This is a genomic window from Myceligenerans indicum, assembly GCF_016742955.1.
In the GTDB taxonomy this organism is placed as follows: domain Bacteria; phylum Actinomycetota; class Actinomycetes; order Actinomycetales; family Cellulomonadaceae; genus Myceligenerans; species Myceligenerans indicum.
On sequence record NZ_JABBYC010000025.1, the window covers coordinates 12,959 to 38,767 of the forward strand.

Sequence of the window (25,809 nt, forward strand, 5' to 3'; positions counted from 1 at the left end):
GCGCGCCGAGCCCGTAGCCTGGGCAGCGTGCGGATCGCCACCTGGAACGTCAACAGTCTTCGCGCGCGGCTCGACCGCACGCTCGCCGTCCTCGAACGCTGGGACCTCGACGTATGCGCGATCCAGGAGACCAAGTGCCGTGACGAACAGTTCCCGGTCGACGCGTTCACAGAGGCCGGGTACGAGGTGGCTCACACCGGCACGAACCAGTGGAACGGCGTCGCCATCGCCTCCCGGGTCGGGCTGGACGATGTCGCGACGTCGTTCCCCGGACAGCCCGGCTTCCGGAAGGCCGGGGCGGAGGAGGATCCGGAGGCGTCGTCGGGCACGCTGCTCGACGTGGAGCCGCCCGTCGAAGCCCGCGCCATCGGTGCGACCTGTGGCGGGATCCGGGTCTGGAGCCTGTACGTGCCGCACGGGCGGGCGCTCGACGACCCGCACTACGAGTACAAGCTCGCGTGGCTGGCCAGCCTGCGGGACGCCGCGAGCGTCTGGGCCGCGGATCCGGGGGCACAGGTGGCACTCGTCGGTGACTGGAACGTGATCCCCCTGGACACGGACGTGTACGACGTCGCCGACTTCGCCGGGAAGACCCACGTGTCCGCGCCGGAGCGTGCTGCGTTCAACGCCTTCGCCGCGGCCGGATACACGGAGGTCACCCGCGAGCACCTGCCCGCCGAGCACACCTACACCTACTGGGACTACCAGCGCCTGGCGTTCCCGCGGAACAAGGGGCTCCGCATCGACTTCGCCTGGACGACGCCACCACTGGCCGAGCGGGTCCGGAGTGTGGGGATCGACCGCGAGGAGCGCAAGGGGAAGGGCGCGAGTGACCACGTCCCGGTGGTCCTGGAGCTCGCGGACTGACCCGGCCGCGACGCTACCGCGGGACGCACCGACCTCCGCTGCGGCGAGCCTGGGGAGATCTGGTGTGTTGTGGCGCAAGTCACCAGCAGATTCACCCGATCGGGGACGATATCGATAGGTTGGCCCCATGACGTCGCCCGACCAGCCCGAGGTGAACGAAGAGGTCAACGCACCGGACGATGCCGCGCCGGTGTCGGCCGAGTCCGGCGGGTCCGACACGGATCACGTGGATCGCGACGACGCAGAAGCGTCCGCGGACCGGAGCGACGGGGAGACGGACAGCGCACCCGAAACGCCGGATCAGCAGCACGCTCGGACGGCAGAGGAATCCGAGGTGAAGCCGGCCGCCGCGGCGGAGACGGACGAGCACACACCGGAGACCGTGGCGCCAGTGAAGGCGGACCAGACCGGCCCGGACACGCCCCGGCCGGACCATGAGTCCGAGAACCCGGCAGAGAACGCGGACGCGACCGCCGCGGACCAGACTGGCGCGGACCAAGGCGACGCGGACCAAGGCGACGCGGACGAGCCCCCTGTCGGCGAGGCGCCGGCCGGTGACGTGGCCGACGCACCAGGCGGAAGCACCGCGCTCACTGACCAACGCGATCAGGATGACGCGGGCCCCGTGGACGCCAGCCCCGTGGACGCCAGCCCGGTGGACCCGGTCGCCGTGGGCAATGTCTCGACAGACCCGGTGGCCGTCGGTGAGAGCGCGGATGAGACCGACACGGCTCAACGGGTGGACCGTTACCTCGACAACGGCGCGCCGACCCAAGATCCTGGCACCGAGGACCCGGCCACCGAGGACCCAGGCACGGGCGATCAGGACGCGGCCGATCAGGACGCCGGGGACTCCCAGGCCGGGAGCCCATCAACCGACGACCCGTCCGTCGAGGACCCGTCCGTCGAGGATCTCGCTCTGCTCGCCATCGCGTCGGCTCACGCGACGCAGACCGCGCCTCGCACGTTCTCCCCGCCGTCCGATGCGGCTCCGCCACCGGCCGAGACCGAGGACGAGCCTGCGTTCGCCTCGCCGAGCGGACCCGCTCCGACCGCCGGTCCCGTGCCTCCCGTCCCGGCACCACCCGCGGAGCACACGACGCCCCGGCCGGAGCTCCCGCCCGCCGGCACCGATGTCCGCCAGCCGCACGACGCGTTCACCCAGGTGGCGCAGTTCCCCCGGGCGGGGGACCGGTCCCAGGACTACGCGCCCGGGACGGCGTATGCCGGGTGGAGCCCGGAAGACGTCGCCGCCGCACGGCGACGCCGCAGGAGGAGCCTCACACTGGCGGGCGCCGCGGTCGCGGGCATCGCGGCGGTGGCCGTGATCGCCGGCGTGATCGGGCACGCGAGCACCCAGCGGGGCTGGGAGCCGGTCGCGGCCGACATCGCCCAGGCCAGGGACGTGAACTCGGTGCAGCTCGTGCTCGGTTCCTGCATCGACAGGATCCCGCTGGACGGGGCCGTGAACACGGTCCGCGCCGTCCCGTGCGACTCCCCGCACGAGGCCCAGGTCGTGGGCCGCACCGACTTCTCCGAGGACGCGGTCTGGCCCGGGGACGACGACGCCGAGCGGAAGGTCGCGCAGGTCTGTGGCGGCAAGCAGCTCAGCGCCGAGGTCCGCAGTAGCGACCGGGCAAAGCGGCTGCGGTACGTCGTGTGGACGCCGAGCGAGTCATCCTGGGACGACGGCGACCGGATCGGCCTGTGCATCGCCACCAGCAACACGGCCCTCACGGAGACCCTGCTGGACTGACTCGCCCGGCGTCCGGTCAGGCGGCGACGCGGGCCGTCGTCAGGGTCAGGCCGTCCGTGCCCTCGACACGGTCGACGGCAACCGTGTCGCCGTCCGAGACCTCGCCCGCCAGGAGCAGCCTGGCGAGCTGGTCACCGATCTCGCGCTGCACCAGCCGCCGCAGCGGCCGCGCACCGTAGGCGGGGTCATAGCCTTCCAGCGCGAGCCACTCGCGGGCCGCCGAGGTGACCTCGAGGGTGATCCGCCGGTCGGCAAGCCGGTTGGTCAGGGCGTCGACCTGCAGGTCGACGATGTGGCCGAGCTCGTCGAGGCTGAGCGCGTCGAAGACAACGACGTCGTCCAGCCGGTTGAGGAACTCCGGCTTGAACGCGGCACGAACCGCCGTCATGACGGAGTTGCGCTTCTCGGCGTCGTCGAGCGTCGGGTCGACGAGGAACTGCGACCCGAGGTTCGAGGTGAGGACCAGGATCGTGGACCGGAAGTCCACCGTGCGGCCCTGGCCGTCGGTGAGGCGTCCGTCGTCCAGCACCTGGAGGAGGATGTCGAAGACCTCGGGATGCGCCTTCTCGACCTCGTCCAGCAGCACCACCGAGTAGGGCCGCCGCCGGACCGCCTCGGTGAGCTGGCCGCCCTCCTCGTAGCCGACGTAGCCCGGAGGCGCCCCGACCAGCCGCGCGACGGAGTGCTTCTCCCCGTACTCGGACATGTCGATGCGGACCATGGCACGCTCGTCGTCGAACAGGAAGTCGGCGAGCGACTTCGCGAGCTCGGTCTTGCCCACACCGGTGGGCCCGAGGAACAGGAACGAGCCGGTGGGGCGGTCAGGGTCGGCGACGCCCGCCCGCGAGCGCCGCACGGCGTCGGACACCGCGTGGACCGCGGTCTTCTGCCCGATCATCCGCTTCCCGAGCACCTCCTCCATGTGCAGGAGCTTCTCCTGCTCTCCCTGGAGCAGGCGGCCTGCGGGGATGCCCGTCCACGCGGACACGACCTCCGCGATCTCGTCCGCCGACACCTTGTCGGCGACGAGTGGCGCCTCGGCGTGCTCGGCCTCCTGCGCGTCCTCCGACGCCTCCGCGGCCTCGGCCTCGGCGATCTGTCGTTCCACGACCGGCATCTCCCCGAACCGCAGGCGGCCGGCGTCCTCGTAGCGTCCCTCGCGTTCCGCCCGGTCCGCGTCGGTGCGCAGCTGGTCCAGCCTGGCCCGCAGGTCACCGACGAGGTTCCGGCCGGACTTCTCCGCCTCCCAGCGCGCGGTGAGGGAGGCGAGCGCCTCGCGCTTGTCGGCGAGATCGGCACGGAGCTTCTCGAGGCGCTCGCGCGAGGCGGTGTCCTCCGACTCCGAGAGCACGACCTCCTCCATCTCCAGCCGTGTCACGGCGCGCTGCAGCTCGTCGATCTCCACCGGTGAGGAGTCGAGCTCCATGCGCAGGCGTGAGGCCGACTCGTCGACGAGGTCGATCGCCTTGTCGGGGAGCTGGCGGCCGGTGATGTACCGGTCGGAGAGCGCGGCGGCGGCCACGAGCGCGCTGTCGGCGATGGTCACCTTGTGGTGCGCCTCGTAGCGTTCCTTGAGGCCGCGCAGGATCGCGACGGTGTCCTCACGCGAAGGCTCACCGACGAACACCTGCTGGAAGCGTCGCTCGAGGGCGGGGTCCTTCTCGATGTGCTCGCGGTACTCGTCCAGGGTGGTGGCCCCGACCATGCGCAGCTCGCCGCGGGCGAGCATGGGCTTGAGCATGTTGCTCGCGTCCATCGCGCTCTCGCCGCCCGCTCCGGCGCCCACGACCGTGTGCAGCTCGTCGATGAAGGTCACGACCTCGCCGTCGGACGCGGTGATCTCCTCGAGGACGGCCTTGAGCCGTTCCTCGAACTCGCCCCGGTACTTCGCGCCGGCCACCATGCCCGCCAGGTCGAGGGCGACGAGGCGCTTGCCCTTGAGCGACTCGGGCACGTCGCCGTCCACGATGCGCTGGGCAAGTCCTTCCACGACGGCGGTCTTGCCGACGCCGGGCTCGCCGATCAGGACGGGGTTGTTCTTGGTGCGGCGGCTCAGGACCTGGACGACGCGCCGGATCTCGGAGTCACGACCGATCACCGGGTCGAGTGCGCCGTCCCGGGCACGCTGGGTGAGGTCGGTGCCGTACTGCTCCAGCGCCTTGTAGGTGCCTTCCGGGTTGGGGCTTGTGACCCGGCCGGAGCCGCGTACGGCGGGCAGCGCGTCGCGCAGGGCGTCCGCGGCCGCGCCGGCGTCGGTCAGGATCTGCGCGGCGGACGACTGGCCGGAGGCGATGCCGATGAGCAGGTGTTCGGTGGACACGTACTCGTCGCCGAGCGCCTGAGCTTCCTTGCCGGCGAGGTCGAGGGCCGTGGCCATGGCTCGGCTCGCTGCCGGCTGTGCCGTGCTGTCGCCGCTGACCTGCGGCAGTGCGACGAGCGCGGCGCGGGTCCGCTGCCCGATGGCTGCCGTGTCCGCGCCGACGGCGTCGAGCAGGCCGACGGCCACCCCGCCCTGCTGCGCGAGAAGTGCCGCGAGCAGGTGGACCGGCTCGAGCTGCGGGTTGCCCGCTGCCGACGCCGACTGCAGGGCGTCGCCGATCGCCTCCTGCGACCTGGTCGTGAACTTCGTCTCCATGGGTCCTCCGTCCGCCGTTCGGGTGTCCGTCGCCGTGTGACCTGACGTGCCAGGACACGCGGTCTTGTCGCGTCAGGTCCAACTATCTCAAAGTTGAGTCTATTCCGCTCAACTTTGTCGGCGCCAGGCATCACCGGCGTCGATGGGACGTGCACGGGCGACGACGATTCCGAGGCGACACGCGGTTCCCTCCACGGCGCATCCTTGGGTTGCCCCGCTGTTCTGCGGCACACTGGCCCGCGTGACCCGCCGCCCGAGAGCCGTGCGCCGCCTCGCCGCGGCGGCCGTCGTCGCCGTCGCTGCCGCAGTCGCCCTGTCCGGATGCGTCCGGATGGGCCTGGAACTGCAACTCGAGCCCGACGACGTCGCACGGCCGAGCATGATCCTGGGTATCGAGGACCAGGTCCTGGAGCGCACCGGCAGGTCGGCCGCCGACTTCATCGACTCGATCGTCGGGAGCAACGATCCCGCCGAGTCCGCGGTCCGCGTCGAGGACTGGGCCGCGGACGGCTACACGGGCGAACGCTACGTCTACGGCGAGATGAACACCCGCCGGGTCTCCGAGGCTGCGGGCCTCCCGGTGAACGTGGTCCGTGACGGCGACGAGTACGTGGTGACCGGCACGCTCGACCTCACCGCCGAAGGGCTGGGGCTCGGGAGGCGGGCATCGCTCGACGACGTGGACGTCGTCGTCGACATCTCCTTTCCCGGCCCGGTCACCGAGTCGAACGGCACGATCACCGGCAACGCCGTGCGATGGGACCCGCCCCTGGGCGAGCAGTACGAGATCCACGCCCGCGGCTCCGCCGTCGACCCCGCGGCGCCCTCGCCGACCCCGGAGGCCGCCGAGGGCGCAGGATCTGATGCCGCGAGCCCCGGCGACGCGACGACCTCCGGCATCCCCGACTGGCTGGTCGCTCTGATCGGCGTCGGCGGTCTGGTCATCCTGCTGCTCGTGGGCATCGTCGTGTGGCAGGCGCTGCGCGTCCGCGGGACGGATGACGCCGGCCACGCGGGCGCGCTCCACCCGCACCAGCCCTACCCGCACGGCTACCCGCAACACGGCCATGGCCCGCAGGGACCGAACGCCGCTCCCTCGCACCGCCCGCCCAGCATCCCGCCGCGGGGGTGAGGCTCGCCCCGCATTCCCCGGCGAGCGGCCCATCTGGCCTCGATCTGCCGACCGCGACTAGAATCGGTGCAGCCCTCGTCCTCGCGCAACGGAGCCGCCCGATGAGTTCCTGGAAGCCCGACGTTCTCGGTGACGGCTATGAAGCCCGGCAACTGCAGGTGCCCGACGACGACCGTCCCGTCACCCTCGTCCGGCACACGGCCTCCGCCCGCGCGGAGACGGCCAGACCCGCCGTGCTGTACGTGCACGGCTTCGTGGACTACTTCTTCCAGACCCATGTCGCCGAGCACCTGGCGGCCGCTGGCTACCCCTTCTACGCCATCGACCTGCGCGGGTACGGGCGATCGGTGCGCGAGAGCGACGACCGCACGATCGTGCCGCTGCTGCACGAGCACGCCGCCGACCTCGATGCCGCCACCCGGGTCATCCACGAGGAGGGGCACGACCGCATCGTGATCCTGGGGCACTCCACCGGCGGGCTCATCGCCGCGCTGTGGGCGGCCGCGCGCCCCGGTGCCGTCGTCGGCCTCGTGCTCAACTCGCCGTGGTTCGACCTGAACCGCGGCTGGTTCGACCGCGTGATCACCACCGGCCTGCTGCGCGGGATCGGCGCGGCCACCCCACGGGCCCGGGTCAGCGCGCTCGGCGGCGACTACGCCACCGCCATGCACCGCGACCACGACGGCGAGTGGGACTTCGACCTGCGGTGGAAGCCCGACGCGGAGTTCCCCGTCCGTGCGGGCTGGCTGAACTCCGTGCGCCGCGGCCACGCCAGGCTCGCCCGCGGGCTGTCCCTGGACATCCCGGTCCTGATGGCGACCTCGGACGCGACCACCGCCGGCCGGACGCGCGAGGAGAACGTCATGACCGACGCCGTCCTGAACGTGCGGCACATGTGGAAGCGCGCGCCGAAACTCGGCGACGACGTCCAGGTCGAGGTGATCCCCGGCGGCGCCCACGACCTCGCCCTGTCCCCCGCCCCGGCGCGCGAGCAGTACCTCAAGACGGTCACCGACTGGCTGGACGCACGGTTCTGAGCGCCGCCCCACCGCGCGTCCCCTGATCGGTGCAGGCCGATCAGCGCAGGTCGCGCAGATAGGCGGCCGTACCGCCGGACGCGGCCGTGCGGCGCTCGTCCAGGGTCGCGATGATCAGCAGCACGATCGCCGCCGGGACGAGCGTGAGGATCCAGGGCAGCGGCGACACGCCCACACCGAGCTTGGCGAACACCACCAGCACCTCCACCCCCAGGGTGACCACTCCAAGCCAGAACGGGGCCGAGAGGCGCAGCCGTGAACCCGCCAGCACCGCCATGAGCGCCGCGAACACCACGCCACAGGCACGAACGGTGAGCGGGTCCGTGGCCGTGGACAGCACCGACGGCCCCACCAGCGCGAGCACACCCGGCGCGAGGGTCTGCCACGACCCGGCGAAGCCCACCGGCCAGGTCGAGACCGCACCCGGCGCCATGGCGCGGACCACCGGTCCGCCGGACCGGAGCCGGCCGCGCAACGCCATCCAGCCGGCGACGACGAGCGCGGCCCCGAGCGGCGCCGAGAACACCTCCACCCGCAGTTCGCGCGGCGTCCAGGCACCGATCGCCACGAGCGCGGCGCACACCCAGACCAGCCACGGCGCGACGCCCGTCGAACCGCCCGCGGCCAGCCTCCGCACACCCAGCACCAGGAATGCCCCGAGGGTCAGCTCCAGCGCGAGCAGCGTGATCACCGCACCCCATGCCGGCTCCATGTGCGCCAGGACGCACGCGGTGCCCAGCACGAGGGCGGGCGTCAGCCCGTGCCGCCGCAGCACGCCGGCGAGCACGGGAGGGGCCACGGTACGTGCCACCAGCACGCTCAGCACCAGCGCGGCGACGGCGGCAGCCGCCCAGGCCAGTCCGACGACGAAGGCCGGGTCGGTCGCGACCGGGATGCCGGGGAGAGGCTCGGCGACCCGGCCGGCCGTGTCCGACGCCGCACCGGTGACGTCCGGAAGCCCGCGGACCCCGCGGTCCCCCGGCCAGACGGCCGGCATCGGCGCCACCCGCCACGACTCGATCACGCCGGCGAGAGCCGTGAGCGCCGCCATCGCGGCCAGTCCCGGCCGCGCGGTCCGCGCCCAGACGCGGCGCCCGGTGAGGAGCGCCACGCCGAGCGCCGCGTAGCCGGCCCCCACGAGCGCGAAGGCGCGCCAGTCCCCGGCGCCGGCCCCGGCCAGGTACACGATGAAGGTGGGCACGACGGCGAGCCCGCCCCCCGCTCCGGCGAGCGCCCACGCGTTCCTCACCGCACGAACCTCCGGCGAGACCTGCGCCCCGCCGGCCCGGGTGAGCCGGCGGGCCACCAGGACCCCGACCACCACGGCGCCGACGGCCGGAGGGAACGTGTAGGCCTCGACCAGACGCACGCCGTTCGACGCGAGCGCCGTCCACAGGGCCGCGAGGAGCAGCGCTCCGACCAGCGGTGTCACCCGCCTGCGGTCGGGCTCCCGTGCCACGAGGTAGGCGCCGGCCGCCAGGACGAGCAGGACGGCGACGGCGATGCCGGGCCCGGCGGCCGGGCGCGCGTAGGCGAGGAAGATCGTGATCGCCGCCGTGAGCAGTGCCGAGCGTTCCAGCATCCTGCGGATCGTGCCGGCGAGGGTGGTGTTCCCGTCGGGGACCCGCACGCCGATACGCTCGCCGACCCGGGCCGCTCCACCGGCGACGGCGGCCGCGAAGGTCGCGGCGGTAGGCAGGACGTACGGGGAACCGGACACCTCGAGGATCATCGCTCCGGCACTGGTGAGCATCACCGAGGCCGTCGGGAGCAGCAGGAACGCGGCGGCGCCGCGCACCGTCACGGGCAGGCCCGCCCGGGTGGTGAGGAGCAGCACCAGTTCGAGCGCGAGCATCGTCGCCGCGGCGCCCGCCGACCACCAGGTGCGCTCGAACACGACCGTGACCACGCCCGCGAGGAACGGTGTGGCCGTCACCCCGAGCACCACGTACCACTCGTTCCGTGAGGTGCGGCTGCCGAGCGTCACAGCCATCGCCACGAGCGAGGCGGCGGCCGAGACCGAGCAGAGGGAGGCGACGAGCGACAGGTCGAGCCACGCGAGCACGACGCCGAACACCAGCAGCGGGTACACGTACGCGATGCCGACCAGCCAGGGGTGGGCCCGCCCGGGGTACGTGCCGCGGAGGGACGCGACGAGGGCGCAGACGACGAGGGCACCGGCGGCCGCCGTCGGCCGGGAGAGCCACGAGTACGCGCCGAGCAGGACGATCACGGCCACGGCGCCGGTGAGTGCCGCGAGTCGGGCCTGCCGGTGCTCGACGGCGGTCACGGGGTGCCCGCCGATCACGCGCAGCCCGCGCGCGCCGCGCACCAGCCGTCGGACGGCCCCGTGGAGCACGCCCACGAGAGGGCCGAGGAGGGGCCACGCGGACGCCCGGTCCGCCGTCACAGCGACGAGGGCGGCCCCGAGCAGCGTGAGCAGGCCGATCGAAGCCACCGCGGGCACCGCAGGGTGCAGGACGAGACCGATCACGGCGATCAGGGCCAGAAACGGAGCGAAGGCCTGCTCGGGGCGCCAGGTCCCCCCTCGCGGGGCCAGCCGCGCCGCGAGGAGCGTGACCGCCGCGAGGGCGGCGACTCCCAGGCTCGCCCAGGCGGGGAACGCCAGGCTGCCGTCGGGGGCGGAGCCGCCGAACACCGGACCCGCGACGGCGTCCGGGGGAAGCGACCAGTCCGCGCGCGGAGACCGGGCGGCGGCCGCCCACACGTCCGCCGCACGCCCGAGGACGAAGATCAGCGCCGACACGGCGGAGACCCCCGCGGCGACCCAGCCGCTGCGGAGCAGGTCGTCACGGCTGCGCGGCGCGATGCCGCGACGCGACGATCCGGGCACGGCCTTCCCCAGGACTCGCGGTGCGGTCAGCATGGCCAGCACGGTCCAGGCACAGGCCGCGCCGAACGGCGCCCAGCCCACGACCGCGTCCCCGGGGACCATGCCGAAGAGCGCACCTGACACGACCACGAGGGCTCCACCGGCGAACAGCCACGGGCGATGGTGCGTGAAGCGCCGCAACACCGCCACGGTCACGGCCGCCAGCGCGACGAGCACAGCGCTTCCGCCCATCCCGGGGAGGTACTCGGGCTGCTCGACATCGACGGACCAGGCCAGGCCGGCCACGACCGCGATCGCGGCGACGACGTCGAGGAATCTCCGCTCGGTCGGGAACCGCGTCCCGAGCCGTGGCCCGGCCGCGACGTCGGCCACGCGGGGCAGCAGCGTCATGACCGCTGCCACCAGGAGGGCGACCGGCAGGAGCCAGCGCCCCCCGGTCTCGGCCGCCACCGCCCAGGCCGTCCACAGGGGCAGCAACGGCGCGGCGAGCACGGCCGCCGAGATCCAGGACCGCACGCGCAGGCCGTGCCCGGCGAGAGCGCCGAACAGGACGACCGCGAGCCACAGCGCCGCTGTCCCTGCCGGGAAGTTGTCGCCGAGCAGGCCCTCGGACGCCAGGCCGGACGCCTCGCCGAACGGCAGCACGGTCGCGGCCACCAGCGCGAGAGGGATGCCGGCGCCCTCCACCAGCGTGAGGAGAGCCAGCTCCCCGCGGAACGTCTCGGAGGCGTCCGGCGCCCCGAGACGCCTGGCCAGCGGTCCGACGGCGCGGCGCCCCGCCCACGCCAGGAGCGCCACCAGGAGGAACTCGCCGGCCCAGCGCCAGGACTCGGCGGGCGCACCGGCCAGGAACGCCACGTCGGCGAGGATCGGCACGGGCAGGGCCGCGATCAGGCCGGTGGTGATCCAGGAACGCACCCGGAGCGACGTCCCGGCGACGAGCGCGACGGCGGTCACCGCGACCCACAGCACCGTGGTCGCGCCCGCCGTCGAGAGCACCGGCACCTCGACCGCGAGACAGGAGGCCAGGAGGCCCAGCGGGAAGCCCAGGCCGCGGACCACCCGCAGCACGCCGGCCTCCACCGTGAACGGCTGCCCGAGGCGCTCGCCGAGGCGTCGGCCGATCGCCGGCAGCCCGCGCATCGCGGCGAGCGCCACGAACGCCGTCAGCACGCACCCGCACACCCACCACCAGGCCGACCACGGGGTGAGGCCCGTTCCCGCCACGGCCAGGAGCGGCACGGCCGGAGCCCCGAGCACACCCGCAGACGTCCACGAACGGGCCCGCAGCACGTACCCGCCGGCGAGGGCGACCGCAACGACCGCCGACCAGAGCACGGTCGTCGCTCCCCAGCCGTTCAACGGCGGCACCTCGACCGCGAAGCAGGAGGCCACGAATGCCAGCGGGAAGCCCAGACCACGCAGGACCCGCAGCAGGTCGGCCTCGGAGGTGAACGGCCTGCCGAGCCGGTCGCCGAGGCGTCCTGCCATCGGGGACAGCGCTCGCTGGGCCGCCAGGGCGACGAGGGCCGTCAGCGCCCAGGCGCACGTCCACCACCATGCCGTCCACTCCGAGGAGGGCAGGGCGGTGGCGGCCAGAGCCGGGAGGACCGGGGCCGCGGGCAGGGCCGCGGAGGCCCATGAACGGACCCGGAGCAGGACCGCCCCCAGCGATGCCAGGACGACGGTCACGGACCACAGGAGCGCTGCCACGCCCCATCCCTGCCCCGTGACGGACGCGGTGAGCGACGCGAGGAGTGCGGCCGGGACACCGGCGGCACGCACCACGCCCAGGCACCGTGACTCGAGGGCGAACCGGGCTCCCGGCTGCCCGCCGAGCCGCCGCGTGAGCACCGGCAGGGCGCGCATCAGCGCCTCCGCGAGGAATCCCGTCAGCAGGAGCGCGAAGGTCCACCACGACGCGGGGGCCGGTGCCGCCCACGACGCCCCGGGGACGGCCGCGACGGCAAGCACCGGCACGGCCGGTGCCGCCAGCACGGCCGCCGACACCCAGGCACGGACCCGCAGCAGGTACCCGCCCGCGAGTGCCACCGCGACGACGGCGGACCACAGCACCGCCGTAGCACCCGTCCGGCCGAGCGGGAAGGCTCCGGTCGTGGTGAGCGAGGCGGCGAGTGCGATCGGGAAGGCCGCCGCCCGCACGATCCGGAGGACCCGCCGCTCGACGCCCAGCCGCCTGTCGAGCCGCGCGGCGAGCATCGGGGCGAGCCACAGCTCCGCCCGCGCGGTGAAGCCGACGGCCACGAACGCCGCGACCCACCACCAGGCCGACCATCCCGCGCCCGGCAGCCCCGCGGCCGCCGACGGAGCCACCAGCAGGGCGGCGGCCAGGCCCGCCGACACCCAGGTCCGTACGCGCAGCCGGTGTCCGACGACGGCGAACCCGGGGGCCAGCACCGCCAGGACGACGGCCCGCGCCAGAGCGGGTTCCAGGCCGCCGAGCAGACCCGACTGCATCGCCAGCTCGACGTCCACCCAGCACAGGACGGCCGCGAGGGCTGCCACGGCCTCGCCCGTGATGCGCAGGCCGCCGCGCCGGAGGAGGCTTGCGACGGTCGCGGCCGCGAGGGTCACGATCCCGGTCACGACGGCGCGCAGAGCCAGGTTGTCGCCGAAGGTGAAGAAGACGAACACCACCGCCGCGACGGCGAGCAGGGTCGCGCCCGCTCCCGCGAGGATGGGTTGCAGCGACACGTTGCCGCCCACGGTGGCGCGCCTGCGGGCTTCCGTCACGGCCGACGGTTGACCTGGTGCGGGCCGCGCCCTGCCCGCAGGCCGGGCCGGTTGCGCGGGCCGGGCCGGTTGCGCGGGCGGGGTCGGTTGCGGCAGGCGGCCGCCCGCGGCCGCGGGGCGGTCCCGGCCGGCGACCTTCGCGACGGCGCGGAGGCCCGCGGGAACGTGGGTGCTGCCGGCTTCGTCCGCCCCGGTCTTCCGCGCGTCGTCGCTCCGGGGAGCGCGCGCGTCGCCGGACCCGGTTCGGGCCGCCTGGGCCTCGCGCATCTGCGCGATCAGCTCGCCGCGCCTCCGCAGGAGTGTCGAGGCCTCGAGCGACAGCCGCCGCACCTCGTGAGCGCGCTCGACGCTCAGGTCGAGGCCGCAGGTGCCGCACCAGGGACTGTCGAGGCGTGTCCCGCAGTCGGGACACCGCTGCGTGTTCTCGAGCCAACGCGCGATGTCGGGCCACAGCCGCCGGGTCTCGGTCATGCGGTCAGGGTGGCGGAAACCTCTGTCAGGCAAAGGAGATTTATGATGCTGTGCCCCGAATCTTCCCAGGGTCTCCTCAGGAGCGGGGCCGCCGCGTCACGGAATCCGCTCGCCCTCACCCGACCACCACGACGATGGCGGGCGGCCGGCGATGCCGGCCCACCGCCCCGTCCGATTCCCGCTAGCCGTACCCCGTCAGGGCGGCGCACGATGGGCACATGACCGACGTCGTACACGTTTCCCCGGCCGTGCCGGCCCCGCCGGACGAGCCCGGCGGCTCGCTCTTCGCGGAGCGCTACCGCGCGATCGCGGCGCGCGACGCGCGCTTCGACGGGCAGTTCTTCACGGCGGTCCGCACCACGGGCATCTACTGCCGCCCGTCGTGCCCCGCGCGCACACCGAAGCCGGTCAACGTGACGTTCTACCTGACCAGTGCCGCCGCGCACGACGCCGGGTTCCGGGCGTGCAAGCGCTGCCTGCCCGAGGCCACCCCCGGCACACCGGAGTGGAACCTGCGCCGGGACCTGGCGGGGCGAGCCATGCGACTGATCGCGGACGGTGTCGTCGACCGCGACGGTGTGGACGGCCTGGCCGTCCGGCTCGGGTATTCCGTGCGGCAGATCAACCGGCTGCTGGTCGCCGAGCTGGGGGCGGGCCCGCTGGCACTGGCGCGTGCGCAACGCGCCCAGACCGCACGCTCTCTCCTGACGGGTACGGACCTCAAGCTCGCCGACGTCGCCTTCGCGGCGGGATTCGGCTCGATCCGGCAGTTCAACGACACGATCACGGACATCTTCGCGACCACTCCCTCCCAGATCCGGGCGCGAGCACGCGGGCGCGGCCCCGGGAACGGTGCGGTCCCCGGCCCCGCGGGCGCCCCTCCGGGCGGACGGCCGGACGAACACCCGGGCCGGCGGCAGGTGCTGCGCCTCAGCCTGCCCGTCCGGCTGCCGTTCGACGCCCGCGGCGTGCTCGAGTTCCTGGCCGTCCGCGCGATCGCCGGCGTGGAGTCCGCGGACCTCACCGGGCCGGAGCTCCGGTACGCCCGGACCCTCTCGCTCCCGCACGGCCCCGGTGCGTTCGAGGTGCGTTGCCACGACACCGGCGGTCGGGCGACCGACGCGCCGGCAACCGTCGGCGTCACTCTCGAGGTGACCCACCTCGCCGACGTGCCCGTCGCCGTGTCCCGGATCCGGCGGCTGCTCGATCTGGACGCCGACCCGGTCGCCGTCGACCGCGCCCTGGCCGGCGACCCGGGCCTGACCACCAGCGTCGCCGCCGTTCCCGGGATCCGCGTGCCCGGAGCGGTGGACACCGGCGAACTGCTGGTGCGGGCGATGGTCGGGCAGCAGATCAGCGTGGCGGCCGCGCGCACGCACCTGTCCCGGCTCACCGACGCCGTCGCGACGCCGTACGTGTCGGGCATCGCGGGCCTCTCGCGCCTCTTCCCCACGCCGGAGCAGGTGGCTGGCGGCGCACGCGATCACCTGCGGCTCCCCGCGCGCAACGTCGGCGCCGTCGAGTCGGCCGCGCAGGCCCTGGCCACGGGTGACCTGGCCGTCACCGTCGGCGACGACGCCGAGGAACTCCGCCGGAAGCTGGTGGCACGGCCCGGGATCGGCCCCTGGACGGCCGGCTATGTCGCGCTGCGGGTGCTCGGCGACCCGGACGTCCTCATGGACGGTGACGTCGCGCTCCTGGCGGGCGCCCGCTCGCTCGGGCTGCTGGACGGTGAGGCACCGCGATCACGACAGTTCCGGGAGCTCGCCGATCGTGGCTCGGCCTGGGCTCCCTGGCGTTCGTACGCCGCGATGCACCTCTGGCGTGCCGCCTGACGGCCGTTCCGCTCGGCGGACCGGCAGGCCCGCCCCACGATCCCGCTTCCCGACCCACGAGGAACCCACCATGCACGTCATCACCATCGACACCCCGGACGGGCCGTTCACGATCATCGGGTCCGAGGCTCCGCCGAGCCCGGACGGGGGCGGCGCCGCCGTCCTCGCCTCCGGGTGGACGGACGACGCCGCCTCCCTCGTCGCGCTGATCCATCGCTCCCTGCGCCCGTCCGACGCCGACCCGCGACCGCCGTCGTCGGCGACCGTGCTCGACGACGCGGTCGAGGCGGTCGTGGCCTACTACGACGGCGACCACCACGCCCCCGCGCGCGTCCCGGTACGGCAGGCGAGCGGCGAGTACCGCACGCACGCCTGGGAGGTGCTGCGCGACGTGGCTCCCGGTGAGCGGCTCACCTACGCGCAGTACGCGGAGCGGACCGGGCGGCCGGCGGCGGTGCGGGCCGCGGCCGGCGCCTGCGCGCTGAACGCGGCGGCACTGTTCGTGCCGTGTCACCGCGTGCTGCGCACCGACGGAACGCTGGGGGGCTTCCGCTACGGCCTGGAGACCAAGGAGCGCCTACTCCGTCGCGAGGCCTCCGCGTTCACCCTCTGACCTGGCATGCCCCCATCTTGGGCGGGCGCCCGCACAGGGGCGCCCGCACAGCGGCGCCCGCCGGGGAGGACCCGGCGGGCGCCGCTGCCAGAAAGGTGGTCAGCCCTTGACCGCCCCCGCGAGCATGCCGCGCACGAAGTAGCGCTGCAACGCGAGGAAGACGATCACCGGCACCACCATGGAGATGAACGCACCGGCCGACAGCACGTGCCAGTCACCGCCGCGGGAACCGGCCAGCTCGGCGATGCGCACCGTGAGCGGGAAGGTCCGCAGATCACCCATGACCAGGGCGACCAGCAGGTCGTTCCACACCCACAGGAACTGGAAGATGCCGAACGCCGCGATCGCCGGGGTGAGCAGCGGCATCATCACCGTGAAGAAGATCTTCACGTGCCCGGCCCCGTCGACACGCGCCGCCTCGACGAGCGACCGGGGCACCTCCTTCATGAAGTTGTGCAGCAGGAAGATCGCCAGCGGGAGGGCGAAGATCGAGTGCGACAGCCAGATGGTCCAGAACGTGCCGTTGATGCCCAGGCTCACGTAGGCCGACAGCAGCGGCACCAGCGTGATCTGGATCGGCACGATCTGCAGCGCGAAGACCGCGATGAACAGGACGTCGCGCCCCTTGAAGTCGATCCACGCGAACCCGTAGGCGGCCAGCAGCGCGATGGTGATCGGGATGAACACCGCAGGCAGCGTGACCACGAACGAGTTGACGAAGAAGTCGATCATGTTGGTCGAGCTGCCGAACAGCGCGGTCTCGTAGTTCTGCAGCGAGAACACGCCCTCGCCCTGGAGCGCGGAGCCGAAGACGGTCCACCAGCCGCTCGTGCGGATGTCCAGCTCGGGACGGAACGACGTGACGAGAAGACCGACCGTCGGGACGGTCCAGATCACGGCGATCACGACCGCGAGCGTGCTGGCCCACGGGTTGCTGAGGGCCTTGCGCGCCTTGCGCGCGCGGTTGCCGAGACCCGACGTCGGCCGGACGGATTCTGTCGTCGGTGCCGCTGAAGTCATCGGATCTCCTCCACCTTGCGCTGCTGGCGGACGTTGTAGACGACCACCGGGACGACGATGACGAAGAGCAGGACGGCGAGCGCCGCGGCCATCCCCGCGTCGTTCTGCCGGAAGCCCTGGTCGTAGAACTCGAGGGCCACGATCGACGTGTCGAACTGCCCTGCGGTCATCGTCCGCACGATGTCGAAGGTCTTGAGCGTGGTCATGGCGATGGTGGTGAGAACGACGACGAGCGCCGGGCGGATGCTCGGGATCGTGATGCGCCAGAACATGCCGAACCCGCTGAGACCGTCCAGCCGTGCGGCCTCCACGATGTCGGTCGGGATCGCCTTGATCGACGCCGACAGCAAGGTCATCGCGAAGCCGGTCTGGATCCAGACGAAGACGACCATGATCAGGAAGGTGTTCAGCGGCCGGTGCAGCAGCCACTGCTGCGGCTCACCACCGATCCACACCATGAACTGGTTGAGCAGACCCGTCTGGTCGACGCCCTGAGGCTTGAACTCGTAGACGAACTTCCAGATGATCGAGGCGCCCACCATGGAGATCGCCATCGGCAGGAACACCAGGCCCTTGGCGAACTTCTCGAACCGGCTGCGGTCCACGAGGTAGGCGTACACGAGGCCGAGGAAGGTGGCCACGATCGGTGCCACGAGAACCCACAGGGCCGTGTTCCCCAGCACGATGAGGAACTTGGGCTCGGTGAACGCTCGCACGTAGTTGTCGAGGCCGACGAAGTCGCCGGAGTTGCGGAACAGGAACGACGTCCAGATGGTGCGCACCGCCGGGTACACGAGCCCTGCCAGCAGCAACAGCAGGGCGATGCCGGTGAAGCCGAAGCCGACGAACCAGCGCGACGGGTTCCGCGGGCGGTCGACGACGAAGAGGATGACCGCCATCAGGGCCACGAACAGCCCGATCGCGAACACCATGAGAAGCAGCTTGTGCACCGGGTCGTCGCCGGCGTGCAGTAGCCAGTCCAAGGGAATTCTCCTGACTTGTGGGGTGCGGTCCGCGTCGTCGGGGACCCTGATCTACTCGCACGGCCCGGCGTGGACGCTCACTGGGCTGCGTCACCGCCGGGCCGGAACGGGAAGCCGTGCGGGCGGGAAAGCCCCGCCCGCACGACCTTCATGGGTGATCAGTCCTAGGGCCAGGACTTCTCGATGCCGTCCACGACCTTCTGGGTGGACTCGCCGCTGGCGAACCACTCGGTCATGCCCGACCAGAACGAGTCGGTGCCCACCGCGGCGGGCATCAGGTCCGACCCGTCGAAGCGCGCGATCGTTGCCGGGTCGGCGAGGATCTCACCCGACAGCTTGTCGAAGTCGCTCGCGAGGTTGTCCAGGTCGAGGCCGTTGTTCGCGCTGACCCAGCCACCGTTCGGCGTGGCCACGGCCTTGGCGTTGGCCCAGTCGGAGCTGGACAGGTACGTCTGGAACGCCTGCACCTCAGGACGGTCCGTGAACGCCGCGATGAACTCGCCGGCCACCAGGGTCGGCTTCTCGTCGGTGCTCAGGGCCGGCAGGTAGAACGCGTAGACGTCACCGTCCGGGCCCACCTCGGTGCCCTCCGGCCACTGCGTCGCGTAGAAGTTCGCGGCGCGGTGCATCCAGCAGTCACCGGTGAGGATCGGGTAGCCGGCGTCCGTCCACGAGGCCGTGGCGATGGAGTCCACGCCACCGAGGCCGCCGTTCACGTAGTCCGGGTTCCGCAGGATCTCGTCGACCATGTCGAACGCGTCGATGATCTGCGGGTCGTTGAACGGGATCTCGTGGGTGTACCACTGGTCGTAGACATCGGGGCCGGCGCTGCGCAGCACCGCGTCCTCGATCCAGTCCGTGGCCGGCCAGCCGGTCGCGTCGCCGGACTCCACGCCCGCGCACCACGGCCGGGCGGCACCCTCGTTGCCCTCGGCGATGGTCGCCGTGAGCGCGAGCAGGTCGTCCCAGGTCTGGGGGATCTCGTAGCCCGCGTCGGCGAACATGCTCGGGGAGTACCAGACGAACGACTTGACGTTGGAGCCGAGCGGTGCGGCGTAGAACGTGCCGTCGACGGTGCCGTAGGCCTTCCAGTCCTCCGACCAGAACTCGTCCACGTTCGCCTCGACCTGCGAGGGCGCCGGAAGGACGGCGTCGTACTCGGTGACGAGCGTGTTCAGGAGTCCCGGCTGGGGGAGGATCGCGATGTCCGGCGGGTTGCCGGCCTGGACGCGGACGGGAAGCTGTGCCTCCATCTCGCGGGAGCCCTCGTAGGCGACCGTGACACCGGTGCAGTCCTCGAACGGCTTGTAGGACGCCTGCTGGGACTCCGACTCGGGCTCGACGATCGTCGTGTACAGGTTGACCGTCGTACCGTCGAGGTCGCCGAACTCGTCGTACGCGGAGCAGTCGATCTCGAACGCCTCGGCGTTGCCGCCGTCGCCTCCGGATCCGTCATTTGTGTCGGCACAGGCGCCGAGCACGAGCGCGGTGCTTGCGACGCCGGCCAGGGCGATGGCCCTGCGTCGGCCGCCGAACTTCTGGATCCTCATCGGTTCCTCCACTGCCATGTGGTAAACGATTCTGACGTGCAGGTACACCTTGAACCATGGTCAAGGAGACCTGAGGTCAACGGAACCCCGGTTCACCTCCGAGCGCAACCATTTCAACGTTGTTGCAAGATTACGAAACCGTTGCGATCGCTTCGGCATCCCCGGGGACTCCTCGTCCCGAGCATAGGCACGGACGCCGACGGCGGCTCGGTGTCCCTCGCCGTGCCGGGCGACGTAGGCTTGTGCCCGCGCGTTCCGCCTCCATGGATGCGCCCCTTGCCAACACTCCCCGCGGCCACAGAAGGACGGACATGATCGAGCTGAGGACCCCCCGCGAGATCGACGAGATGCGGCCCGCCGGGCGCTTCGTGGCCGAGGTGCTCACCACGGTCGGGGCCGCGGCGAAGCCGGGCGTGAACCTGCTCGAGCTCGACGAGATCGCGCACAAGCTGATTCGCGACCGCGGCGCCGAGTCGTGCTACATCGACTACCACCCGTCGTTCGGCGCGATGCCGTTCGGCAAGGTGATCTGCACGTCCGTGAACGACGCCGTGCTCCACGGCCTCCCGTACGACTACGTGCTGCGTGACGGCGACCTGCTGTCGATCGACTTCGCGGCGGCGGTCGACGGCTGGGTGGCGGACTCGGCACGCTCCTTCGTGGTGGGGAGCCCCGCGCCGGGCAGGGCGGAGGCGGACGCCAAGCTCATCCGCACCACCGAGGCCGCCCTGGAGGCAGGCATCGCCGTCGCGACCGTGGGCAACAAGGTGGGCGACATCTCGGCGGCCATCGCCAAGGTGGGCCACGACGCCGGCTACTCGATCAACACCGACTTCGGTGGCCACGGCGTGGGCCGGACCATGCACGGTGACCCGCACGTGCCGAACGACGGGCGCGCGGGGCGCGGATTCCCGCTGAAGCCCGGCCTCGTCATCGCGATCGAGCCGTGGTTCCTGGAGACCACCGACGAGATCTGGACCGACCCCGACGGCTGGACCCTCCGCTCGGCGGACGGCTCCCGTGGCGCCCACAGCGAGCACACCATCGCCATCACCAAGGACGGCCCGGTCGTCCTGACCGCACGCTGACGGCGGTCGGACTCACACGGACAGCAGCACCGGCACCAGACCGTCGTCGTCGAGGGTGCCGGTGACCTCGTCCGCCCCGGCCTTGACCGTGTCCGAGGAGTGCCCCATCGCCACGCCGCGCGATGCCCACGCCATCATCTCGAGGTCGTTCACGCCGTCGCCGACCGCGATGGTGCGATGCTCCGCGACGCGCAGGGCACGGCGGATGATCTCCAGCGAGGTCGCCTTGCTGAGACTGGTGGGCGTGACGTCGATCCAGTGGTCGCCCGCGGGCACGGCCGTGGCCTCGAGGGAGCGCAGCGGTTCGAGCAGCTTCTCCGCGACATCGGGGCCCTTGACGATCGCACGTGTCACGGGCACCGACCACAGGTCGGCGAGCGGCACCACCTCTTGCTGCCCGTTGACGGTCCCCTCGGCGAACCGGTCGAGGACGCGGTACCCCCAGCCGATCTCCTCGACGGCCAGGTTGACCTCGGGCGCCAATGCCAGCGCACGCTGCAGCACCGGCTCCGGGTCGAACGTCCGCACGTCCTCCAGCGTGTAACCGCCGGTGACACCGAGGGTGAGCCGCGCGGTGACGGCGCCGTTGGACGCCACCACCCAGCCCGTCTGGATCCCGAGCTGGTCGGCGATCGGGAGGATACCGACGAGCGACCGGCCGGAGGCGAGCACGACGTGGTTCCCGGCCGCCCGCACGCGCGCCACGGCCTCGCGCACGGGTTCGGTGATCTCGAGCGTGCCGGAGGTCGCGATGGTTCCGTCGATGTCGAGGGCGACGAGGGCCGGCTCTCCCAGGGTTCCGCCGACGGCACGCGCGGTCACGGTCCGGGTGGTCCGCGTAGCGGACAGTGGCTCCAGTTGCATGCCGCCTACCTCCGGCGTCGCCGCGAAAAATCTCACCCTCCGGTGAGACTGGTCACAAGGTACCGGATTGATGCGGCTGCACATAGCCGCATTCGTGATTCAGACGAAAACGGGAATACCGTTCACGTCACGGACGCGTGTCCAACAATTCCCTCAGAACCCTTACTACACCTTCATCGTCGATGCCGCCCGTCACCTCGTCGGCCGCGTCGCGGACCTGCTCCGAGGAGTGCCCCATCGCCACTCCCCGCGCCGCCCAGCGCAGCATGTCGATGTCGTTCGCGCCGTCCCCCACCGCCATCGTGCGCCGTGGCGACACACCGAGCTCCTCACGCACGCGCTCCAGGCCGGACGCCTTGGTGACACCCATCGGCGCGATGTCCATCCATGCCGACCAGCCCACCGCGTACGTCACGTCCTCCAGGCCCACGGCCTCGGCCATGCGGTGGAAGTCCTCGCTCGAGCTCCCCGGCGCGCGGACCACGACGCGGGTGACGTCCGCCGACCACAGCTCCTCGAAGTCCACGATCTCGTGCTGGCCCTGCAGCTCGCCGTCGGGGAAGTGCTCGGTCAGCCGGAAGCCGATGCCGACGTCCTCCACCGCGTACCTGGCGTCGGGCAGCTCCTCGCGCAGCAGCCGCAGCGCCGGGCCCGGGTCGAACGTCGCGACGTGCTCGAGCTCGTATCCCTCCGGGGCGCCCGGGTCCAGCCGGGCGACGACGGCGCCGTTGGAGGCGACGATCCAGCCGTCGTCGATCTTCAGCTCGGCGGCCAGGGGAGTCATCGCGATCAGCGAGCGCCCCGAGGCCAGCACGACATGGTGGCCCGCGGCACGGACGGCGGCCACCGCGTCGCGCGTCGCGTCCCGGAGTTCCTCGTCGTAGGTGACGAGCGTTCCGTCGATGTCCAGGGCGACGAGCCAAGGGCCCGCATCGTCCGGCGACGTCCGTGCGGCCGCTTCACGATCCGGAGTAGTCACGCCTGAACTGTACGGGACGCGCCGAGCGCGGCGAGTGTCACGAGGGGGACGGCGACGAGCAGACAGATCATGCCGATGCGGAGCCCGAAGTCGTTGGTCAGCGATCCGATCACCGCGATCACCCAGATGGCCGCCACCGCCGGCCGCAGCAGGGGCCAGGCCTCGCGGGCCGCCACCGCCCACGCGGGTTCCAGCCTCCGTCCCGGCCCGGGTATCAGGACGACGAGCGCCACGGCCAGCAGGACGAGCACGGTCACCCACACGGGTGGGCCGGCGAGCACGGACCGCGCGGCGTACGCGGCCTTGCGGGCCAGCAGGGACCACGCGCCGCCGTCGACGACGTCGGCGACGAACCGGCCCAGGTGGGATCGTTGCGCGGACGGCCGCAGCCAGTCGGCGACGCCGACCGCCGCGACGAGCAGCGCGCCGGCCGCGGTGACCGCGACGACCCTGCGAGCCCGGAGCCTGCCGCCGTAGGCGGCGATCCCGAGCACCGCGAAGGCCGGCACGAGCGCCGGTCCTCCACCGAGGTCGGCACCGAACGCCGGCAGGACGTCAACGACGACCGTGACCAGTCCGACGCCCGCCACGACCACGGCGGCGAGGCCGTTGCGCCCGCGGGACCCGAGCCACTGCGCGACGGCGGCCGCGAACACGACCGCGGCCACCGCGTACACGCAGAACGTCGGGTTCCCGAAGCCGTAGAAGCGCGCACCATAGGTGGGCACGGCACCCAGCGGTGCTGCCCGGTTGAGCACCGTGGCGGCCAGTCCGTCCACGGTGAGCACGGCGAACGTGACGCCCGCCAGGGCTCCCGGCCGCGCCCACGTCGGCCGCGCCGGGGCGAGTGCGGCGAGGCCCGCGACCAGGCCCGCGACGACGGTGACGGCCGCGCCCAGCGCGACGCCCGGCAGGGCGAAGCGCCACCATCCGGTGAGAGAGGCCAGGAAGCCGGCCACGGGCAGGGCCCCCAGGAACAGTGCGGCCCCGGCCGCGACCGTCCGCGCCCGGCGCGTCGCCCGCCCGCGTGCGCCGGCCCACCAGCACAGGCCGGCGACCGCCAGCACCACCCAGAACCCGCCGCCCACCAGCGCCGCGTACGCGGCGCGGCGCGCAAGGTCGCGGTCCGTGAGGTCGGCCAGCGCGTCGATGGTCCCCGGACCGGTCTCGGGACGGTCCCCACCGAGGACGAGTGGCGTGTCCTCGATGCCGCCGGCCCCCGCGGCCCCCGCGGCGCCCGCCGCGGCCAGCAGCGTCGCGGGCAGGTCCGCCGCACGTGCCACCGCCGTGGTGCGGGTCGCCGAGGACGTGAGGTACCGCGGTGGCGGCGCGTCCGCGGCGGCGGGCCGGAGCACCATGCCGACCCCGAGTTCCGGAGGCCGTCCGCGCTGGTTGGCCAGATCCGCGAGCACGACCGTCGCGTCCCGCGGAACGTTCTCCAGCACCCGTCGGATCCTGTCGTCGACGTCCGTGAGCCGCTCCTCGCGCAGTCCGGCGGCGTCGGGCCCCTCGGCCTCGGCCCGGGTGAGGAGCGCGCTGCCTGCATCGACCACGGTGACGGGACAGTCGAACGCCCCGGGCCCGACGTCGTCGCGGTACCGCCCGACCGAGCCGTCCGCGCGGGCCAGGGCAACGGCCGCTCCCGCGCCGACGGCCGTCGAGCACACGCCCCCGAGTGCCTCGCCGAGCCGTCCGAGGCGCGCGCCGTAGGCGGAGTCGCGCTGCAACGCCTGCCATCCGGTCCAGCCGGCGACCGCCGCCTCCTGGCCCGTGCCGTGCCCGGGAACGACGGCGGGATCCCGGCACTCCGCACCGGGGGACGCCGCGGACTCGGCGAGCCCGCCCGCGGACAGCGCCAGCCAGCCGCCTACGGGGCAGCGAGCCGCGGCGCCGGTGGTGAGCGCGAGCCCGGCGGCGTCGGCCGCGGCGCGGCCGTCCGGTCCGCCCTCCTCGAGCAGCCCGGCCAGAAAGGGAGCCGCCGTCAGGCCGTCCCAGCGGACGCCCGTCGTGCCGACGAGGACGACCGGACCGTCCGGGACCGCCCGTTCCCCGACCCCGGCGCCTGGCGCGCTGCCACCGGCCGCACCGAACCCGGCGAGGCCGGGTACCACCAGGATCACGGCCAGCACCAGGAGCATCGTCGCTGCCGCGGCCGATCGTCGCCTCACCGCGTCAGCCTACGACGCCGCAGCTCACGGTGCCGCAGCTCACGGTGCCCGCACCTGCAGCGCCGCGGGATCGACGCGTGACGAGATCTCGACCGCCCGGCCGAGCGGGTCGCCGTCCACCTGCACCTCGTCGCCTCCGCTCACCCGGACGCGCGCTCGGCGGCAGGTCGCGTGGTCGATCCGGCCCAGCTTCTCCGGCAGGTCGGACCGGACCCCGAGGCCCTGCATCGCGACCTCGACGGTCAGCTGGGCCCAGCCGAGCACACCACCGCGCGCGTCGACGGCGGCGACGTCGAGCACGCCGTCGTCCAGGACGGCGTCCGGCAGCAGCGTGATGCCGCCGGGCAGCATCCCGCAGTTGCCGATCATGAGGCTGCGCAGGCGTGCCTCTGCGGGCGGCCCGTCGTCGAGCCATATCTGCGCCCGTAGGCGCCGCGCCCGCAGGTGCGGGAGCCCCGCGACGAAGTACGCCATCCAGCCGACCTTCTTCTTCAGCACCGGGTCGGCGCCGGCCACCATCGCGGCGTCGAACCCGAGCCCGGCGATGACGAGGAAGATGTGTTCGGTGCCGGTGTCGTGCGGGGGTTCTCCCGGGTAGTCCGGGGCGTCGTCGGACGCGAACTCCTCCACGCGCAGCCAGCCGACGTCGATGGCCCGGGTCCGCCCGTCGAGGACGACGGCGATGGCCTGCTCCGTATCCGTGATCGGGAGCTCGAGGTTGCGGGCCAGCAGGTTGCCCGTGCCCACGGGAATCACGCCCATGGCGACGTCACCGCCGACGAGCCCCTCCGCGACCGCCCGGACCGTACCGTCCCCTCCCGCGGCGACGACGACGTCGGCCCCGTCCTCGACGGCTCGGCGGGTCTGCCCCTGTCCCGGATCCTCGACCGTGGTCTCGTAGAAGACCGGCGGAGGCAGCCTGCGCTCCAGGCAGGCGGCCCGCACGCGGTTCCGCAGGCCGACGGAGCCCGCCTTGGACGGGTTGAGCACGACGGCGACCCGGCTCGGTCCCTGTTCCTCGGACGCGTAGTCCGCGCCGGGTCCGAGGCGACGGCGCATCACGGTCACGCGCCCGTGGATCCTCAGCGCGACCGCGAGGGCGGTCACGGCGATGACGATCGCGGAGACCCCGAGCCACAGCTGCCACTCCATGAGGTGATTATCCCCAGAACGACCGGAACGATCCCTCAGGGACCTGGTGCC

At 72.9% G+C, this 25,809-nt stretch carries 16 protein-coding genes; 7 read left to right on the forward strand and 9 right to left on the reverse strand.

The window, feature by feature from the left end:
* The first annotated feature begins 27 nt into the window (after positions 1-27).
* Together HGK34_RS13540 and HGK34_RS13545 are read left to right on the forward strand one after the other, a co-directional pair.
* Entirely contained in the window at positions 28-867 is an 840-nt protein-coding gene (locus HGK34_RS13540; protein WP_201848189.1) for an exodeoxyribonuclease III, read from the forward strand.
* A gap of 127 nt (positions 868-994) precedes the next feature.
* A complete protein-coding gene (locus HGK34_RS13545; protein ID WP_201848191.1) occupies positions 995-2,623 on the forward strand; it encodes a septum formation family protein in 1,629 nt (542 codons plus the stop codon).
* Between the two features lie 16 nt (positions 2,624-2,639).
* Here the strand turns inward: HGK34_RS13545 and clpB are convergent, their stop codons facing one another.
* The gene (gene clpB / locus HGK34_RS13550) at positions 2,640-5,258 is read right to left on the reverse strand and encodes an ATP-dependent chaperone ClpB (RefSeq protein ID WP_201848193.1); all 2,619 of its coding nucleotides are present in this window, start codon (positions 5,256-5,258) and stop codon (positions 2,640-2,642) included.
* Between the two features lie 241 nt (positions 5,259-5,499).
* Here clpB and HGK34_RS13555 point away from each other — a divergent pair, with 241 nt between their 5' ends.
* Together HGK34_RS13555 and HGK34_RS13560 are read left to right on the forward strand one after the other, a co-directional pair.
* Positions 5,500-6,390, forward strand: a complete 891-nt coding sequence (locus tag HGK34_RS13555) for an LppM family (lipo)protein (RefSeq protein ID WP_201848196.1) — start codon at positions 5,500-5,502, stop codon at positions 6,388-6,390.
* 101 nt (positions 6,391-6,491) lie between these two features.
* A complete protein-coding gene (locus HGK34_RS13560) occupies positions 6,492-7,427 on the forward strand; it encodes an alpha/beta hydrolase (protein WP_201848198.1) in 936 nt (311 codons plus the stop codon).
* A 40-nt stretch (positions 7,428-7,467) separates the two neighbouring features.
* Here the strand turns inward: HGK34_RS13560 and HGK34_RS13565 are convergent, their stop codons facing one another.
* Positions 7,468-13,506: an SCO7613 C-terminal domain-containing membrane protein gene (locus HGK34_RS13565; RefSeq protein ID WP_201848200.1), complete on the reverse strand. Its 6,039-nt coding sequence runs from the start codon at positions 13,504-13,506 to the stop codon at positions 7,468-7,470.
* 218 nt (positions 13,507-13,724) lie between these two features.
* Here HGK34_RS13565 and HGK34_RS13570 point away from each other — a divergent pair, with 218 nt between their 5' ends.
* Together HGK34_RS13570 and HGK34_RS13575 are read left to right on the forward strand one after the other, a co-directional pair.
* Positions 13,725-15,341: an AlkA N-terminal domain-containing protein gene (locus tag HGK34_RS13570; RefSeq protein WP_201848202.1), complete on the forward strand. Its 1,617-nt coding sequence runs from the start codon at positions 13,725-13,727 to the stop codon at positions 15,339-15,341.
* A 70-nt stretch (positions 15,342-15,411) separates the two neighbouring features.
* A complete protein-coding gene (locus HGK34_RS13575; protein WP_201848204.1) occupies positions 15,412-15,954 on the forward strand; it encodes a methylated-DNA--[protein]-cysteine S-methyltransferase in 543 nt (180 codons plus the stop codon).
* 99 nt (positions 15,955-16,053) lie between these two features.
* Here HGK34_RS13575 and HGK34_RS13580 read toward each other — a convergent pair whose 3' ends face one another.
* From HGK34_RS13580 to HGK34_RS13590, 3 genes are all read right to left on the reverse strand, one after another.
* On the reverse strand, positions 16,054-16,974 hold the full coding sequence (locus tag HGK34_RS13580; RefSeq protein WP_201848207.1) for a carbohydrate ABC transporter permease: 921 nt from the start codon (positions 16,972-16,974) through the stop codon (positions 16,054-16,056).
* Positions 16,971-17,957, reverse strand: coding sequence for a carbohydrate ABC transporter permease (locus tag HGK34_RS13585; RefSeq protein WP_244666718.1), 987 nt, complete (start codon positions 17,955-17,957; stop codon positions 16,971-16,973). The genes HGK34_RS13580 and HGK34_RS13585 overlap by 4 nt, the downstream gene beginning before the upstream one ends.
* Before the next feature lie 164 nt (positions 17,958-18,121).
* A complete protein-coding gene (locus tag HGK34_RS13590) occupies positions 18,122-19,507 on the reverse strand; it encodes an ABC transporter substrate-binding protein (RefSeq protein ID WP_201848209.1) in 1,386 nt (461 codons plus the stop codon).
* A 311-nt stretch (positions 19,508-19,818) separates the two neighbouring features.
* Here HGK34_RS13590 and map point away from each other — a divergent pair, with 311 nt between their 5' ends.
* Positions 19,819-20,595, forward strand: coding sequence for a type I methionyl aminopeptidase (gene map / locus HGK34_RS13595; protein ID WP_201848214.1), 777 nt, complete (start codon positions 19,819-19,821; stop codon positions 20,593-20,595).
* 12 nt (positions 20,596-20,607) lie between these two features.
* Here map and HGK34_RS13600 read toward each other — a convergent pair whose 3' ends face one another.
* From HGK34_RS13600 to HGK34_RS13615, 4 genes are all read right to left on the reverse strand, one after another.
* Entirely contained in the window at positions 20,608-21,459 is an 852-nt protein-coding gene (locus HGK34_RS13600) for an HAD family hydrolase (protein WP_201848216.1), read from the reverse strand.
* 127 nt (positions 21,460-21,586) lie between these two features.
* Entirely contained in the window at positions 21,587-22,438 is an 852-nt protein-coding gene (locus HGK34_RS13605; protein WP_201848219.1) for an HAD family hydrolase, read from the reverse strand.
* Positions 22,435-24,606 carry a hypothetical protein gene (locus HGK34_RS13610; RefSeq protein WP_201848221.1) on the reverse strand — a complete coding sequence of 724 codons (2,172 nt, stop codon included), beginning with the start codon at positions 24,604-24,606 and terminating at the stop codon, positions 22,435-22,437. Before HGK34_RS13610 ends, HGK34_RS13605 begins: the two co-directional genes overlap by 4 nt.
* Positions 24,607-24,645: 39 nt before the next feature.
* A complete protein-coding gene (locus HGK34_RS13615; protein WP_201848223.1) occupies positions 24,646-25,758 on the reverse strand; it encodes a diacylglycerol/lipid kinase family protein in 1,113 nt (370 codons plus the stop codon).
* Between the last annotated feature and the right edge of the window lie 51 nt (positions 25,759-25,809).